Annotated in this window: 10 protein-coding genes; 1 reads left to right on the forward strand and 9 read right to left on the reverse strand. The window is 56.9% G+C overall.

Annotated elements, in window-relative coordinates; all coding sequences use genetic code 11:
• Nucleotides 1-162: 162 nt before the first annotated feature.
• The 9 genes from HMPREF2710_RS01570 to HMPREF2710_RS01610 all read right to left on the reverse strand — a co-directional run bounded on the left by HMPREF2710_RS01570 (nt 163) and on the right by HMPREF2710_RS01610 (nt 15,800).
• A complete protein-coding gene (locus HMPREF2710_RS01570; RefSeq protein ID WP_049353424.1) occupies nt 163-1,872 on the reverse strand; it encodes an ABC transporter family substrate-binding protein in 1,710 nt (569 codons plus the stop codon).
• A gap of 443 nt (nt 1,873-2,315) precedes the next feature.
• Nucleotides 2,316-4,016 (reverse strand): ABC transporter family substrate-binding protein, encoded by a 1,701-nt coding sequence (locus HMPREF2710_RS01575; RefSeq protein ID WP_070599158.1) that lies wholly within the window; start codon nt 4,014-4,016, stop codon nt 2,316-2,318.
• A 409-nt stretch (nt 4,017-4,425) separates the two neighbouring features.
• Nucleotides 4,426-6,156, reverse strand: coding sequence for an ABC transporter family substrate-binding protein (locus HMPREF2710_RS01580; protein WP_070599162.1), 1,731 nt, complete (start codon nt 6,154-6,156; stop codon nt 4,426-4,428).
• Nucleotides 6,157-6,523: 367 nt separating this feature from the next.
• Complete coding sequence (locus HMPREF2710_RS01585; RefSeq protein ID WP_049353427.1) at nt 6,524-8,224, reverse strand: ABC transporter family substrate-binding protein; 1,701 nt, start codon at nt 8,222-8,224, stop codon at nt 6,524-6,526.
• A gap of 431 nt (nt 8,225-8,655) precedes the next feature.
• Nucleotides 8,656-10,749 (reverse strand): ABC transporter ATP-binding protein, encoded by a 2,094-nt coding sequence (locus HMPREF2710_RS01590; protein WP_070599164.1) that lies wholly within the window; start codon nt 10,747-10,749, stop codon nt 8,656-8,658.
• Nucleotides 10,749-11,750: an ABC transporter permease gene (locus HMPREF2710_RS01595; protein WP_005507216.1), complete on the reverse strand. Its 1,002-nt coding sequence runs from the start codon at nt 11,748-11,750 to the stop codon at nt 10,749-10,751. The genes HMPREF2710_RS01590 and HMPREF2710_RS01595 overlap by 1 nt, the downstream gene beginning before the upstream one ends.
• Entirely contained in the window at nt 11,747-12,742 is a 996-nt protein-coding gene (locus HMPREF2710_RS01600; protein WP_005507218.1) for an ABC transporter permease, read from the reverse strand. The genes HMPREF2710_RS01595 and HMPREF2710_RS01600 overlap by 4 nt, the downstream gene beginning before the upstream one ends.
• Before the next feature lie 516 nt (nt 12,743-13,258).
• Nucleotides 13,259-14,986 (reverse strand): MDR family MFS transporter, encoded by a 1,728-nt coding sequence (locus HMPREF2710_RS01605; protein ID WP_070599165.1) that lies wholly within the window; start codon nt 14,984-14,986, stop codon nt 13,259-13,261.
• Nucleotides 14,987-15,128: 142 nt separating this feature from the next.
• Nucleotides 15,129-15,800 (reverse strand): TetR/AcrR family transcriptional regulator, encoded by a 672-nt coding sequence (locus HMPREF2710_RS01610; protein ID WP_239669157.1) that lies wholly within the window; start codon nt 15,798-15,800, stop codon nt 15,129-15,131.
• A gap of 113 nt (nt 15,801-15,913) precedes the next feature.
• Between HMPREF2710_RS01610 and cls the strand changes: the two genes are divergently transcribed.
• Nucleotides 15,914-17,392 (forward strand): cardiolipin synthase, encoded by a 1,479-nt coding sequence (gene cls / locus HMPREF2710_RS01615; RefSeq protein WP_049353431.1) that lies wholly within the window; start codon nt 15,914-15,916, stop codon nt 17,390-17,392.
• Nucleotides 17,393-17,424 lie beyond the last annotated feature (32 nt).

Raw genomic sequence — 17,424 nt, forward strand, 5'->3', positions numbered from 1 at the left:
AACCACCCCACCACAAACCCCCCATCAAAAACACAGAAAAGCCCCGCAGTACCCCGCCACTGAGGCGGAATACCGCGGGACTTTACCCTCCAGAGCCTTATACCGGCGCCTCCGAAAATTCAGCAACTACCGAATAGGAATCCAGAAAATTAACATGTGGCTTTAGTTCTGCCAACCCACATTGGTCCAGCGCTTGGGGTCGGTGTAACTGGTTGCGAAGAGGGAAGGACCGTAGTTAGCCAGCTTCTCCTTCACAGCTGCGTAGCTGGGGCCGTTAGCGTAGGGGAAGTAAATAGCGACCTTCTCCATGTGCTGCTTCTCAGCCTCAGCAGCCATCTTCAACTGCTCCTCGTGGGATTCCTTCTCGTAAATGGACGCGATGAACTTATCCAGCTCGGGATCGCCCACACCTTCGTTGATTTCGCTGGTGTAGAAGTACTGAACACTGTCTGCGGGGTCAGCACCAATACCCCAGCCGGAGAAGGCGCAGTCGTACTGCTTAGAGCCCATCACGGAGTTGAACTGGGACTGCGGCTGGTTGTCCTGCTCGAGCTTAATACCTGCTGCCTTGAGCTGCTGCTCGAGGTTCTGGAACTGAGCCAGGGAGGTTGCATCCGAACCGAAGTAGGTGATGGAGAAGCCTGCAGTCTTACCGTCCTTGGCGTAGTAGTCGCCATTCTTGGAGTAGCCTGCTGCTTCCAGGATCTTTGCCGCAGCCTCGGGGCCGGGGTTAGAAGGCATAGCGTCCTGGTAGCCCTTCTGGAAGGGCATAGCAATCATGGAGCCGGTCAGGGGCTCTTCCCAGTTGATCTGGCCGAACTTGACCTTAGCCAGCTGAGAGCGGTCAACCGCGGCGAAGACTGCACGGCGCAGGGCGGTGTCGGTCACGCGGGTCGGGTTGAACTGCAGGTTGATCACGCCGACGCTCTGGCCGGAGCGAATCTGGACACCGGGCTGACCCTTGACGGCGTTGTAGGTTGCCAGGCCAGCAAAGCCGATGCTGTCCAGCTCGCCGTTCTTGAACGCTGCGCGCTCTGCTTCGTCGCCCATTTCGCGCCAGATGATGCGATCCAGCAGAGGCTTCTCGCCCCACCACTTGTCGTTGGGCACGAGGGTGAGGGTCTTAGCCGAAGAGTTCCACTCGCCAATCTTGAAGGGGCCGGACCAGTACTGATCCATGGGCTTGTTCACGAAGCCGTTATTGAAGAGCTCCTTGTCGGTCAGTGCGGGGTGCAGACCGAGCAGGCCGAGGGTCTCAGCGGGGTACAGGGGCTTGGACATGACGATCTTGACGCGGGTCTTGTCGCCATCCACGGGGTCGATGGATGCTACCTGCTGCCAGAAGGGAGCGGCGATAACGTTGTAGCCGTCATCAGGGTTGCGGTAGACGGTCCACGCGGCGCGGATTGCCTCAACGTCAACGGGGGTGCCGTCATTGAAGACAGCCTTAGAGTTGAGCTTGAAGGTGATGGTCTGCACGCCGCCAACGGTCTCTGCCTTGTAGTCGCTGACATAGTCGTCGTTGAGGCTGTATTCGCCAGCAGGGCTTAGGGAGGTGAAGCCGATAGCGGAGGGGATGTTGCAGGCGCCACCGAATGCGGTGAGGTTCTCGGTGGTGTAGCCGCTCTGAGTCAGAATGTTGAAGTTCGGGCCGACTGCGGAGACGCTACCGCGGAACTCGCCACCCTGCTTGAGGGAGGAGCGGTCCTGCTTGTTGATTTCGAGGTTCTTGACGATTTCCTCGGTGCTTGATGCAGCCTTACCGCTGATCTTCTTGTCAGAGCCGCCGCCGCATGCAGCGAGCAGGCCGACGGTACCCAGGGCAACGGTGCCGGTCAGCAGGGTACGGCGATTAATACGTAGATGAGTCATGTATTCTCCTCATGCCGGAGGGCTCGGGTGCTATTCGATAAGCGCACCGTGTTGTGCGCTGATTTTTCGGGAGCGCCGAAGCTCCCGCCCATCACCTTTGTGAGAGCCCCCACATTGTTTGTGGTTGAAACACAGTATACCCCCAAAAGAAGCGACGCAGACCACAGTCCAATCCGTGGAAGAACTATACACCGTCTAAAAATCACGGGTTCAGCGCCTGAAACCGCATCATCATGCGGAAGCCGCGTGCGAAAACTAAAAAATGAAATATTATGTAGCATTGGCGCGCGAGCGCGTCACACCCGGTACTTTGAGAGTCGTTACAAGTTACAAGCACAGCGTCGGGGCAACTAAAGCGCGCTGAACCCTCCACAAGAAAAAGCTCCCCACCCCTATACGACACTGCGAAAACGTATAGGGGGCAGGGAGCTTAAAACTGCGGCTTATGCCATCCAGCCGACGGTAGACCAGTCGGTGGTCTTGAAGAGGAACGCACCGTAGTTAGCGAGCTTCGGGCGGCATGCCTTGAAGTCCGGGCCATTGAGGAAGGGGATGAAGAGGCAAACCTCGCTCATGTGCTTCTTCTCAATTTCGTTGCACTTCTCGGCGCGCTTAGCGTCATCGAGGATGGTGACCATCTCGTCGACCATAGCGTCGATTTCGGGGGTGCCGACGCCGTTCCAGTTCTTGGAGTGGTAGAAGTACTCGGCTGCACTGGTCGGCTCGGAGGTCACGCCGAAGCCCGAAATGCTTACGTCGTACTCGCGGTTACCAACAACCTTCGAGAATTCAGACTGTGCACGCGAATCGAGCTCGAAGTTAATGCCGATTTCCTTCATGCTCTGGATGAAGGTCTGTGCCTGGCCCTTGGTGGTGGCGTCATCACCGAAGGTGGTCAGCTTCAAGGTGATGGTCTTGCCGTCCTTCGCGTAGAAGTCGCCGGACTTGGTGTAGCCTGCCTTCTCCAGGACCTTGCGTGCTTCCTCCGGGTTACGTGCCGGGTAGTTGTCGCGGTAGTACTGGGAGGAACCCAACAGAAGCATCGAGCCGGGAACTTCTTCTTCGTAGGGCAGACCCTGGAAGCGAATCTTTGCCAGAGCACCACGGTCGATACCCAGGAAGATTGCCTTACGGACAGCAACATCGGTGATGTGCTGTGCGTTCAGGTTCATACCACCGGCGAAGAGGCGGCGACCGCGGCGGATTTCAGAGTTCGCAACGTCCTTCATCTCGTTGTAGGCGCTGAGGGTACGTGATTCCACGACGTCCAGTTCGCCGTTCTTGTAGGCGGCGCGTGCTGCGGCGTCTGCCATTTCACGCACGACGATGCGGTCCAGCTTGGGCTTGTCACCCCACCACTTGTCGTTGGGCACAGCAGTGAAGGTCTTCTCGGAGGAGTTCCAGCCGTTGGGTGCCAGGGTGAAGGGGCCGCAACCGAGCTCGGGGTGGGGGTTGTCCACGAAGCCTTCGTTGAAGAGGGTGACGTCGAGCATTGCCGGGTGCAGGATTCCACCAAAGAGCAGACCCTTGACGGGGTTGTGCGCAGTCTTGAAAACAACGCGTGCGTGGTAGCGGTCGCCATCGATAGCTTCAACGCTTTCGATGAATTCGTAGATACCCGCTGCGGCAATCTTGTATTCACCGTCGGGGTCACGCTGGATCTGCCAGGTTGCCTTGAGGGCGTCGATGTCGATGGGGGTTCCGTCGTTGAAGACTGCCTTGGGGTTCAGGCGAACCTCTGCGGTGATCTTGCCGTCTACTTCCTTAGCTTCGAAGCCGAGGCAGTAGTTGGGGTCGAGCTCGTCTTCACCCTTGAAGGTGCTGCGCCAGATGCCGGCACCGGCGATAACGCCCATGGTTTCGGAGACGGAGGTGCTCGAGCCGTTCTGGGAGAAGCGGTTGAAGTCCGGGCCCAGGGAGTAGGTGCTCAGGTTCAGGGTACCGCCCTGCTTGAGCTTCGAGGCATCCTGCTCGTTGATTTCATAGAACGGGGTTTCGCTTGCCTTGTGCTCGGTCTTGGGGGACGAGGAGCCACAAGCGCTCAGTACGCCGGCAGCAGCGACGGCGGTTGCGCCGCCGAACAGTACGCGGCGGCTCATGATCGGGTTGAATCCGGAGAGGGAGGGGATGGGGTGGGGGCTCATGACGGGCTCCTTGGGGGTGTGGACTGCACTGATGCAGTGTTTGCAGTGTAAAGTGGGTGGCTCGCGTGCTCTGGAGGCGGGGTTTCCGCCTACAGGAGCGTCTGCCATCTGCGGTGATGGGCGGGCAGGTCAAGCCATGCAAAATAATGTGACCTAAAGCTATGTTCTAAGCCACATTTAATATTTTTTAGTAGTGTACACCACACGCATCACCACAAGTGCGCAACACGATAAATATTTCTTAATTATTACGCCCGACCCTAAGGCCGCAGGCCTAAATCCATGTCGGCACAACCCCACCACCCTTCGCGCAACGTCCCTCCCCCACCTCAAGAAATAGCCAGCGGGCACAGCAAAGCGGGCCGAATGTGCACATACACATTCGACCCGCTCGTAGGGCAGGCGTCTTTTAGGAGTTCATCCAGCCCACAGCAGTCCAGTCCATCGACTTGTACAGGTGCGGGCCATAGTTAGCCAGGGTCTTCTTGACCATCACAAAGTCAGGGCCGTTCGTAATGGTACCCAGGAAGGCGAACTCAGCCATGTGCTTCTTCTCAATCTCGTTACAGGCAAGGTTACGTTCCTTGTCATCCTCAATGAGGGTCATGGCGTCGATGAGGGCATCGATTTCCTTGCTGCCGATACCTTCGTTGTTCTCGGAGTAGTAGAACTGCTTGGTACCCTCGGTTGCGTCAGCAGAGACCGAGTAGCCGCTGAAGGAAATATCGTAGTCCCAGTTGCCCAGAATGGTGGCGAACTCACTATCGGCGTGCTGATCGATCCGGATCTCAATGCCGACATCCTTCATCTGCTGAGTGAAGGTCTGAGCCTTACCCTTGTTGGTCGGATCGTCACCGAAGACCACCACTGCACAGCCAGCCTTCGTGCCGTCCTTCTCGTAGTAGTCGCCGTTCTTGGTGTAACCGGCGGCCTCCAGAATCTTCTGCGCCTCCGAGACACTGTTATTCGGGGTCGGGTAAGAATCCTGGTAGTAGGGCGAGAAGGGCATGTGAATCATCGAACCGGGGATAGCTTCCTCGTAGGGCAGACCCTGGAACTGAATCTTTGCGAGTGCTTCACGGTTGGTGCCGACGAAGATTGCCTTACGCAGGGCAGCGTCCTTGACGCGGCGGGGATTAATATCCAGGCCGCCGGCGTAGAGGCGGGTACCCTTACGCAGTTCGGTACCCGCAATGTTCTTCACCTCGGCATAGGTGGAGGAGGTGCTTGCACCGATAGCGTCAATTTCGTCATTCTTGAATGCGGCACGTGCAGCGCTGGACTCCATCTGGGTAAACACAATCTTGTCCAGCAGGGGCTTGGCGCCCCACCACTTGTCATTGGGTACAACACTGAAGGTCTTCGCAGTGGAGTCCCAGCCCTTATCCGCCAGAGTGAAGGGGCCAGCCCAGTACTCGGGGTGGGGCGCATCCACGAAGCCGTTATTGAAGAGCTCAACATCCTCCAGGGCGGGGTGCAGAATCTCAGAGAAGAGGCTCTGCAGCGGGTAGAAGGGCTTGGAGAAGGTGACGGTTGCACTGTAGTCGTCTTCGCCCTTTTCTACGGATTCAACGAATTCGTAGATGCCGCTGGAGACAATGTTGTAGCCGTTGTCCAGGCTCTTGAAGATATTCCAGGTGGACTGGAGCGCCTTGTAGGTGATGGGGGTGCCATCATTGAAGACAGCCTTGGGGTTGAGCTTGACGGCAACCTGAATCTTGTCGCCCTTCTTGCTGTGTTCGAAGGAGACAGCGAAGTCAGTGTTCAGCTTGTAGGTGCCATCAAAGTCGAGGTTCCACATGCCAGCCTGACTGATGGTGCTCATAACGTTGACGTTATCGCTGGTGTTACCGCTCTGGGTGTAGAAGTTGAAGTTCGGACCGATAGATCCGGCGGGCAGGCGTAGGATGCCGCCCTTCTTCAGGCTGTTCACGTCCTGAGCGTTGATATTGTAGAGGTCTTCGATATTGGCACCGGCACCGGCAGCCTTGGTCTTTTCAGAGCTTGCACTGCCGTTGCCGCAGGCGCTGAGCAGACCTACAGCTCCCAGAGCCGCAGTGCCGCCAATGAGGGCGCGGCGGCTGAAGCTGTTCTTGGTCGCTTCGTGGCTACTCGCGGTGTATGCGGTGTTGGCGGTCATGGGAGTGGTTTCCTTCTGTCTTGTGTGGGCGGGTGTATCCCGTATCCCCGAAGTAATGATTATTTATGCAGAGCACTGCATAATTTTGTATAACTCCACTGTAGCGCGCCTCGGGAGCAAAAACCAAGCATTTTTACAATATTTCTTAATATTTATCGTGTTTTTTGAATATTCATACCATGAATACGCTGTTTTTGTGCGAATTTTTCGGATTTTGCCGGATAGCTATGCCACCGCTCCCCTGCACCGGTACACAAAATGCCCAAAGCAATTCCTCCAGATATGCAAAAAGTGTCCACCCGGATAATCCGGGTGGACACTTTCAGTAGCTCTAGACTATTCACCTATTAGGTGAAGGGATAAGGACTTACTTAGCCCAACCAACCTTCTGCCAGTGAATACCGGTGCCCTGGAAGAGGGACACGCCGTAGTTGCGCAGACCCTTCTTCACGAACTTGTACTCGGGGCCGTTGATGAGCGGAATCAGCACTGCGAACTCAGCCAGGTGCTTCTTCTCGATCTCGCTGCAAGCCCGGTTGCGTTCCTTGTCGTCAGCAATGAGCTTCATCTTTGCAATCATCTCATTGATCTCATCGGAACCGGCTTCCTCGGGCTTACGACGCATGTAGAACTGCTCGGTAGCCTCGGTAGCATCCGGGGAGGTCGGAGCAAAACCGGAGGAGGTTGCGTCGTAATCCTTGGATGCCATGGTCTTGTTGAACTCGCTCACAGCACGGGAGTCGAGCTCAGCATTAATACCGACGGACTTCAGCTGCTGAACCAGGGTCTGACCGACAGCCTTGGCAGTGGGGTCCTCACCGAAGATGGAGAACTTGAAGGCAGCCTGCTTGCCGTCCTTCTCGTAGAACTCACCGTTCTTGGTGTAGCCTGCCTCTTCCAGAATCTTGGATGCAGCAGTAGCATCGTTGTTCGGGGTCGGGTAGTCGTCCTGGTAGTACTCGGTGAAGGGCATATGAATAACCGAGTTGGGGAGCTTCTCTTCGTAATCCAGACCCTGGAAACGAACCTTAGCGAGAGCCTCACGGTTCAGACCAACAACCACAGCGCGACGCAGAGCAACATCCTGCATGCGGGCGGGGTTCATGGTCAGACCGCCGGCGAAGAGGCGAGCACCGCGACGAATCTCGGTGTTAGCAACTTCCTTGAGCTCCTTGTATGCAGAAGCGGTGGTAGCGCCAATCGCGTCAAGCTCATCGTTCTTGAATGCCGCGCGCTCAGCAGCGGTATCCATCTGACGGAAGACGATGCGCTCCAGAACGGGCTTCTCGCCCCACCACTTCTCATTGCGGGTCAGGGTCAGGGTCTTCTCGGTGGAGTTCCAGCCACCTTCAGCAATGGTGAAGGGGCCAACCCAGTACTCGGGGTGCGGCTTGTCAACGAAACCAGTGTTGAAGAGTTCCTTGTCCAGCAGAGCCGGGTGCATAATGCCAGCGAAGAGGGTATCCAGCGGGTAGTAAGGTGCGGAGAAAGTTACCTTCACCTTGAAGTCATCACCGTCGCGCTCCACGGAAGCAATGCTGCTGTAGATGCCGCTGGTACCAATCTTGTAGCCGCCATCGGTGCTCTTGAGGACCTCCCAGGTAGCCTGCAGAGCCTTGTAGTCGATGGGGGTACCGTCGTTGAACTTAGCCTGGGGGTTCAGCTCAATGGAGACAACGGGCAGACCGTTTTCTTCGGAAACATCGAAGCTCTTCGCGAAATCGGGAGCCAGAGTGCGCTTACCCATGGGGTCACCCTGCCACAGGCCTGCGTAAGCCACGGGGCTCATAGCAGTCTGGGTGTACAGGGAGTTGCCGTCCGCGCTGAAAAGGTTGAAGTCCGGACCAATACCGGGAATAGCCAGGCGCAGAGTGCCGCCATCCTTCAGCTCAGATACAGCTGCCTCAGCAAGGTCATAAAGCTCCTTGGCATCGGTGCCCACGGTTGCACCCTGGGTGGTTGCCTTGGAGTCCTTGGACGAGCCGCACGCAGCCAGTACGCCCACGGTACCCAGTGCTGCAGCGCCACCGAGAACGGTACGACGGTTCAGGATGAAATTCTTCTCCATGAGAGTGTCCTCTTATACGTTTGACCCTCAATAATCCCGCAGGAAAGCGTCAAGGATTCCCTGCTCATGCGCCGCAATTAGGGTGCGGTGAGCGATGAATTAGTGCCGGTCTATGAATGTGTTCCTTGAGGCACGCCCCTAGCGGCGCACCCACAGGCTTAATTATGGCTTACCCGCGGTATAGAAGCTCGCCTATAAATATTCATATCTTGAATGGTGAGAAAGGTTACGCCTAGTCAGTGCAGTTTTTCCTGTTTTCTTGCTGGTTTCAGTGCCAAGCGCCACATTCTGAGGCTCCCGCCGTCTCACCAGGTGACAATCTCAAGCTGCACGCGCCTCACCAGTACCGGGCATTAAAAAACCCGAGGGGCGAATATTCAACGAATATTCGCCCCTCGGCACACATGCGACTTATTCAGCCGACTCTAGAGCTACACCGTAGCGGCCTCAGCCTCAGGGTAGTAGCAAGCATAACCGTGATCCTCACCCTCAACGGGGGTCAGCTCCGGCATCTCCTCCAGGCAACGACGCTTCTTGTCCTCAGGCAGCAGCTTGAAGACCGGGCAACGGCTCGAGAAGCCACAACCCTTAGGCGCGTTCACCGGAGTGGGCAGGTCGCCCTCAAGCATAATGCGGTGGCGCTTTGCCTCAACCTCGGGATCCGGAACCGGAATCGCCGAGAGCAGTGCACGGGTGTACGGGTGAATCGGGTTGTCGAACACCTGGTCGACGTCACCAATCTCAACAATACGACCCAGGTACATCACTGCAACGCGGTCGGATGCGTGGCGAATCACCGCGAGGTCGTGAGCAACCATCAGGTAGCTCAGGCCCAGGTTTGCACGCAGCTCCTCCAGCAGGTTGATCACACCAGCCTGGACGGACACGTCCAGTGCGGACACCGGCTCATCCAGAACCACGAGCTTGGGGTTCACGGCAAGCGCACGAGCAATACCGATACGCTGACGCTGACCACCAGAGAACTGGTTCGGGAAGCGGTTCACGTGGTCAGGCTGCAGACCCACAATGTGCATCAGCTCGATGACGCGCTTCTTGATGTCTGCCTTGTTCATGCCCTGGTTTTCCAGGGGCTCAGCAAGCACCTCGTAAACGGTGAAGCGCGGATCCAAAGCACCGGTGGGGTCCTGGAACACCATCTGCTGGTTCTTACGCAGCTCAAGAATCTCACCTGCGGACTTGCCGTCCTTGGTGGAGGTTCCGTTAATCAGAATCTCACCGTCGGTGTTCTTGTTGAACTCCATGATTTCCAGCAGGGTGGTGGTCTTACCACAACCGGACTCACCCACGATGGAGAAGCACTCGCCCTCACGAATATCGAAGGACAGGCCGTTCACAGCCTTCACAGTGCCCACGCGGCGCTTAATCAGCGCACCCTTCATGAGCGGGAAGTGCTTCTTGACGTTGCGGACCTCCAGGACGGGGGCACGCTCCTCACGCGGAATACCGTCGTACTTCGATACCGGGGGTTCCGGAACCGGGTACAGCTCGTCTGCGGTCTTACCGACCAGCTCCTGAGAGATGGTGCAGGAGGAGTAGTGGCCCTCGCCAACGCCTTCCAGCAGCTGCAGATCGGGCTCGCCGTTGGAGTCCTGGCAGCACTGGCCACCGCTCTTAGCGATGGGGCAACGCGGGCGGAAGGAGCACGCGGTCACCGGGTTAATCAGGTTCGGAGGGGTACCCTCAATCGGAACCAGGGAGACCTTCTCGGAACGGTCCACACGCGGGACCGCACCCAGCAGACCGATGGTGTACGGGTGGGAGGGATGCTTGTACAGGTCTTCTGCCTTCGCAATCTCCACCGGCTTACCGGCGTACATCACCAGAATGTCGTCAGCCATACCAGCCACAACACCGAGGTCGTGGGTAATCATGATGGTCGCTGCGCCGGTCTCTTCCTGGGCCTTCTGCATAACCTCCAACACCTGCGCCTGAATGGTCACATCCAGTGCGGTGGTGGGCTCATCGGCGATGAGCACGCGGGGGTCATTCGCAATCGCCATAGCGATCATGATGCGCTGACGCATACCACCGGAGAACTCGTGCGGGAAGGAACGCAGGCGGTCAGCCGGCGAAGGAATACCCACCATACGCATCAGCTCGATGGAGCGGTCCTTGATAGCCTGCTTGCTCATGCCCTTGTTGTGGACCTTGAGCACCTCAGCAATCTGATCACCAATGGTGTACACGGGGGTCAGCGAGGACAGCGGATCCTGGAAGATCATAGAGATCTCCTTGCCGCGGTATGCGCACATTTCCTTATCGCTCAAGCCCAGCAGCTCGGTGCCGTTGTACTTGACCGAACCGGTGATGTCAGCGGTAGTCGGGTGCAGACCCATAATCGCCATGGAGGCAACGGACTTACCGGAACCGGACTCACCCACAATACCCAGGGTCTTACCGGGGTACAGGTCAAAGTTCACACCGCGAACAGCATGCACGATGCCATTCTCAGTGTTGAAGCGGACGTTGAGGTCCTTAACGCTCAGAACGGGAGAGGTACTCATTAGTTCTTCGCCTCCTTTGCAGCGGCAGCAGGTGCCTCTGCCTTCTCGTTCTTCTTGGACTTCTTGATCTTACCGACCGACATCGAAGTCGGGTCGAATGCGTCACGCAGACCGTCGTTCATGAGGGCCAGCGGACCAACCAGCAGGAAGAAGAACAGAACCGGGAACCAGAACATGTGCGGCAGGGTGTTAATCTGCTGCGAAGCATCCGAAATCAGCGAGCCCAGCGAGTAGTTGGGGTACTTAATACCGATGCCGATGAAGGAGTAAGCGACCTCAGAGAGCACAGCGCCCATGATGCCGCTGGTGAAGTTCAGAACCAGCAGGGAGCCAATGTTCGGAACCAGGTGGCGCATCACAATCTTGAAGGGGTGCACACCCATGTAGCGTGCAGCCTTCACGAAGTCGCGGTTGATGAGGGACTGCGCCATTGCACGAATAACACGGGCGCTACCCATCCAGCCGAAGGCAATCAGCACTGCAGAGAGCAGAACCCAGGTGGGGACGCTCTTCTGAATCTGCTTACCAACCTGACCGTTAATCAGAATTGCCAGAATCAGCAGCGAGGGAACCATGATCAGGGTCTCGAGGATGAACAGCATAATCTTGTCAATCCAGCCACCGAAGTACGCCATCACACAACCGTAAACTGCGGAGATGAACACAGTGGCCAAACCGACGACCACACCAATCTGGAGAGAGGTCCAGACGGCCTCAGACATCATGGCGAACACGTCATTACCCGCGATGGTGGTACCGAACCAGTGCTCGGCCGAGGGGCCTTCACCCAGCGCCATGTAGTCAATGTCGTTGGGCTTGTACTTGGTCAGGTACTTACCGAACAGACCGAACAGACCCATGCCGATGAACACGCACAGACCGAAGACTGCAGCCTTGTTACGCAGGAAGCGGCGCAGAATAATAACGCTCTTGTTGATGACCTTGAAGTCACCGTTCTCCTGTACCACCGGTACGGAGGAAGTTGCAGTTACCTGACTCATGAGATCCTCACTCGGGGGTCGACGATGGTGGTAGCGATATCAGCGATGATCGCACCGACAGCGAACAGTGCAGAACCGTACGCGAGGGTCACGGTCGCAGCGTTCACGTCCTGCGCGGAAATGGAGTCAATCGACCACTTACCGATACCGGGCCATGCAAAGACGGTCTCGGCGAAGAATGCACCCGCAAAAATCATCGGAATCTGGTACGCGATGGACTGTGCCACGGGGATGAAGGAGACGCGCAGTGCGTGGCGAGTAATCGCCTGGTTACGGGTCAAGCCCTTAGCACGAGCGGTACGCACGAAGTCAGCGTTCACGTTATCGAGCAGGTACTGACGCTGTGCAATCTGGTAACCAGCCCAACCGAAGATGGTCATACAGAAGGTCGGCACGACGTAGTGCGCCGCCATATCCATGGTGATTTCCCAGAATCCGGTCAGACCCGGAGTCGAAATACCGGTCACATAGAAAATCTTCTCTCCACCATTAGCAACGGCGATGTTGTTGATAGTGGTCGCGCCCTGCTGCACCACGAAGTAAGCAACGGGAGCGGGGATGATGTAGACCAGGTAGGAGTAACCGGTGATAACACGGTCAGAGAACTTGTACTGGCGAGCTGCCGAGTACACACCCAGGGCAATACCAATCACAATCGAGAGAATGGTAGCCACCAGCAGCAGGCGGGTAGAAACCCACACGCGCTGGCCAAATTCCTGGTTAATGTACGCGCCGTTGGGGCTACGGCCCCAATCGAACTTGGTGACCACATTGGTCAGCCACTGAACGTAGCGGTCCCAGGGGTTCATTTCGGGATCGAGACCCAGGGATGCGAAGTTACGGTTCACCTGCTCGGGGCTAGGCTTCGGAACCTTTTCCTGCTCCAAGAGGGCAGGCTTCAGGGCAGTAACCGCTGCAAAGTAACCCATCGTGGTCGTAATAAAGACCATGACGAGGTACGTCAGCGATCGCTGGAGGATGTACCTAAACATGGGACGGTTCCCCTCCTTGTGTAGATGTCGGTGTTAAGGCATGTGTGTCATGCTGTCCTAGCGCACTGCTTCGTGATGACTGTCACTAGGAGCATATGTACTTTATCTTATATAGCCTGTAACACTTCCACCAAACCCACATTGGGCACTTTCACCCCTTAGAACAGCCTGTATGCAAGCTAAAAGGGAGCTGGGTAAAAAAATGCCCCGGAATACCGGGGAAAAGGGGCGGATTAACAATTTTTACGAAAATTTTACATCCGAAACAATTCTCTCGACATAGGGACGTAATAACCTTTTCGATAAGCGCTTTAACGGGGTAAAACACCACGTAAACCCACCATTTAGGGGACTAAACCAACACTTCCAACCCCTAAACCAAGCACTAAGGCACACCTCTTAAGCGCGCTATTTAAGGCAACTCAGCCAAAAACAGCGCCCCGACACGAGCACACGACTCGCACCGGGGCGCCACTTATATAGGAAGGCAACGCCTCCGCGTTTAGTGCTAAGACCCTAGCTCTTAGCGTTAGGCTCCGAATCAGGCGAAGCCTCCGAGCTCAACGACTCATCAATACGAGCACGAGCAGAGGCGTGCATGCTCTTCAGAGCCTGCGCATCCTTAGCCGCCATCTCCGGAGTAATCACCGGAATCGCACCGGTCGCCGCACGGGCAATATCAACAGCCGGCTCAGTCTCCAGGGTCGTCGCCAGCGCATCCTCACGAATGAAGAACAGAAGCAGCGTAGACACCAGGCCCAGCGGCACCAGGTACAGGAACAGCGGAATCAGCGCATCGTTATACGCATTCACAATGATGCCGTGCACCGGCTCCGGCAAAGACGCCACCAGCTCAGGAGTCAGAGACGAAGACGCATGGCTACCCGAAGACTGTAGCGCTTGCTGCGGCATACGCTCAGAAATCAGCGAGGTCAGACGCGAGGTAAACAGACCACCCACCAGCGAGGCACCCACAGTAGCACCCACCTGACGGAAGAAGTTATTCGACGCCGTCGCGGTACCAACCACACTCACCGGGAACGCATTCTGAACAATCAGAGTCAAGAACTGCATAGACATACCCAGACCGGCACCCATCACCGCGAGGTACACACAGAACAGCCAGGTCGGAGTCTCAACAGTCACAGTCGACAGCAGGAACAGGCCCAGCGCCACAATCGCGGTACCGCTCGTCACATAACGCTTATAGCGACCGGTCTTCGACACCACGCGGCCCGTCACAATCGACACCACCAGCATGACGCCCATCATCGGGATCATCAGCAGACCAGCCACCGTAGCGCTAACACCCAGCGCCATCTGCAGATAAGTCGGGATATACTCCACCGCACCGAACATTGCCACACCCAGCGCCAGCGAAGCACCCAGAGTCAGCAGGAAGTTACGATTCTTGAACAGGTACATGGGCATGACCGGCTCAGCCGCACGGTTCTCCACCGGGATAAACACCAGCGCAGCAACCACAGAGAAGACCAGCAGACCAATAATCTCGGGCGAAGTCCACTCGTACTGGTTGCCACCCCAAATCGTGGCAAGCACCAGCGCACTCGTACCCGCCATCAGAATCAGCGAACCAAGGTAGTCGATGCTGTGCTTCTCACGCTCACGGAACGGGCGGTGCGGCAGCAAGAAAATCACCGCAAGAATCGACAGGATAGCCAACGGCAGATTCAGCCAGAACGCCCAACGCCAACCCGGACCCTCAGTAATCCAGCCACCAATCAGCGGACCAGCCACCGACGAGAAAGCAAAAACGCCACCGATAATACCCATGTAGCGGCCACGGTCGCGGGGAGGAATCACATCAGCAATCACAGCCTGAGAAAGAATCATCAGACCGCCGCCGCCCAGACCCTGCAGGCCACGAGCAAAAATCAGCCAGTTCATGCTCTGCGCGAGCGCACCAACAATCGAACCCGCCATGAAAGCGACAATCGCAAAAATCAGGAAGGGCTTGCGTCCGAACTGGTCAGAAAGCTTGCCGTAGACCGGCATCGTAATCGTCGAAAGCAGGATGAAAATGGTAATCACCCAGCTCATGTGCTCCACGCCGTGAAGCTCACCCACAATCGTGGGCAGCGACGGCGCCAGAATCGTCTGGTTCAGCGAGGACATGAGCATCACAATGACCAGGCCCAGGAACATGGCGCGGATGCGGTTTTTACTTTCCTGCTTAGCCTCACCGGCTGGCGGCTGAGGTAGCTTCTTTTCCTCTGTACTCATCGTTTAATCCTTAGTTACGTTCAATATGTGTCTGTTGTGTGTCCGCCGGGTTCTTGATTCGGTTGCCCCGATTCAATCGCCCCGATTTGGTTGTTCCGTTTCAGGTCCGGCGGGCTTTGTCGTTTGCTGTAGCGAACCGCCGCTAGATTGCCGGTCGGTTCTGCTCAAAAAGCAGGAACTGGAAGGTCTTCACCGTCTGGCGGATATGGCGGGCAATATCCTCTTTATCTTCCAGGTCGCGGGCGAACTCCAGCTGACGAAGCACCGCGGAGGCAAGCTGGACCTTTGCGCGTGATCGCTCCCGGAAGTGATCGGTCAGCGGGTCAGCGGGGGTTCGGCGCGGGAAGGGGCCGCGGCGACCGGCCGCGTCAAAAGCCACCCAGTCAATAGTGTTCAGGTAATCGGTGAGCACCTGTTCGCACTTCATGTAGTGCATTTTCATTCGTTTCGCGGACTCGGGGAACTCCTGAAAGGGAGCTCGGGGGTCCTTGCCATTGGCGTAGTGGAAGCTCTGGAAAATGACCTCCCAGAGAAGGTGGGTTACACGAATGATGGTGTTGTCATCCTCGTGGGCGCGGTCTGTTTCGAGGATTTCCTCGCTGACCACCGGTTCGCGCAGACCCAGAACGGCGTCCTCTTTGGAGGGGAAGTAGTTGAAGAAGGTACGCGGGGAGACGCCCGCCTCCTGGGCGATTTCTTCAACGGTGGTTCCGCGCATCCCGTGTTCGCGGACGCGTTTGAGGGCTGCTTCGTGGATTGCCGTCCAGGTTTGTTCGCGGCGGCGTTCGCGAAGGCTCTGTTCCTTTTTCTGCATAACTGCAATTATTTCACCACTGCACACAATGCTCAAGTGCATTTTTAGCGTTAAGGCCCACAGCATAGCCAGCTAAGCTCCAGCCCCACACAAAACATCGGCATAATAGAGGGATGAACTTGTTTGCCCCCACCTCCCTCGATTTCCTGCCAGACTGGCTACGCCTCGCACTCGGCATCGCCGATATCCTCATCCGACTCGCAGCCCTCTGTTGGCTCCCCTACAACCGCAAACCCGTGGTTGCCCTGGGCTGGCTCATGGCCATCTTCTTCATCCCCTTCGTAGGGTTCATCGCATTCCTCGTCTTCGGCTCCTCGCGCCTGCCCGCCTACCGCCGCGCACGCCAACACGCCATGAACGACTTGATTCGCGAAGTCAGCGAGAACAAGCCCTTCCTCACCCGCACCGACGACCTCTCCGACCCCGCAAAGGCAGCCAGCCAGCTCAACTACACCCTGGGCTCACTCCCCCTGGTCGGCGGCAACCAATTCACCCTCCACACCGACAACCACGAGGCAATGGTCGCCATGGCGGAAGAAGTCGACCGCGCCACCAAATACGTGCACTTCGAGTTCTACATCACCGCCTACGACGAGGCGAGCGCAGTCCTCTGGGACGCCCTCTTCGCAGCCCACGAACGCGGTGTACAGGTGCGCGTACTCCTCGACCACATCGGCTCCTGCAAATACCCGTCCTATAAGAAACTCGTGAAAATGCTCAACGACTCGGGTATGCAGTGGCGCCTCATGCTGCCGCTCAAACCGTGGAAACTCAAGTGGCAGCGACCCGACCTGCGTAACCACCGCAAGGTCCTCGTCGTGGACGGACGCGTCGCGTTCTCCGGTTCGCAGAACGCTATTCACCGCTCCTACGACATGCCCGAAAACATTAAGAAGGGCTTGGAGTGGAAGGACCTGACCTTCTCCTGCACCGGCCCCATCGTTGAAGAGCTCAACGCCGTTTTCGTCTCCGACTGGTACTCCGAAACGAACCAGCTGATCCTGGCAGAAATTAACACCAATATCCCCTACTACAAGGATGGGATGCGCGCCCAGGTTGTGCCCTCCGGCCCCGGTTTTGAAACCGAAAACAACCTGCGCCTCATTAACTACCTGATCTACAACGCCGAGCGGCGTATTACCATCTGCTCGCCCTACTTCGTGCCCGAAGAGACCCTACTGCAGGCACTCACGAACGCCGCATACTCCGGTATTGAAACCACCGTGATTGTGTGCGAGAAGGGCGACCAGTTCCTGCCGAACATGGCGCAGCGTTCCTACTACGAGCAGCTGTTGCAGGCGGGTGTGCGTATTCTGCAGTACCCCAGCCCGACCGTGCTGCACTCCAAGTTCATGATGGTCGACGACGAAATCGCGTTCATTGGCTCGTCCAATATGGACCCGCGTTCCTTCTCACTGAACATGGAAGTGTCAACGTTCGTCATTGACCGCAAAATGGTGGCGATGCTGGATGAAGTATGCGCCGAATACGAGCAGGTCTGCACCGAGCTGCTGTACACCCAGTGGGCGGAGCGCCCGCGCCGCATCAAGATGACGGAGAACCTCTGCCGACTGTGGTCATCGCTCCTCTAAACTATTTTTCGCACACTCGCAGGGTCTGAGTT

The sequence above is a fragment of the Rothia sp. HMSC069D01 genome, assembly GCF_001810135.1.
Classification (GTDB): Bacteria; Actinomycetota; Actinomycetes; order Actinomycetales; family Micrococcaceae; genus Rothia.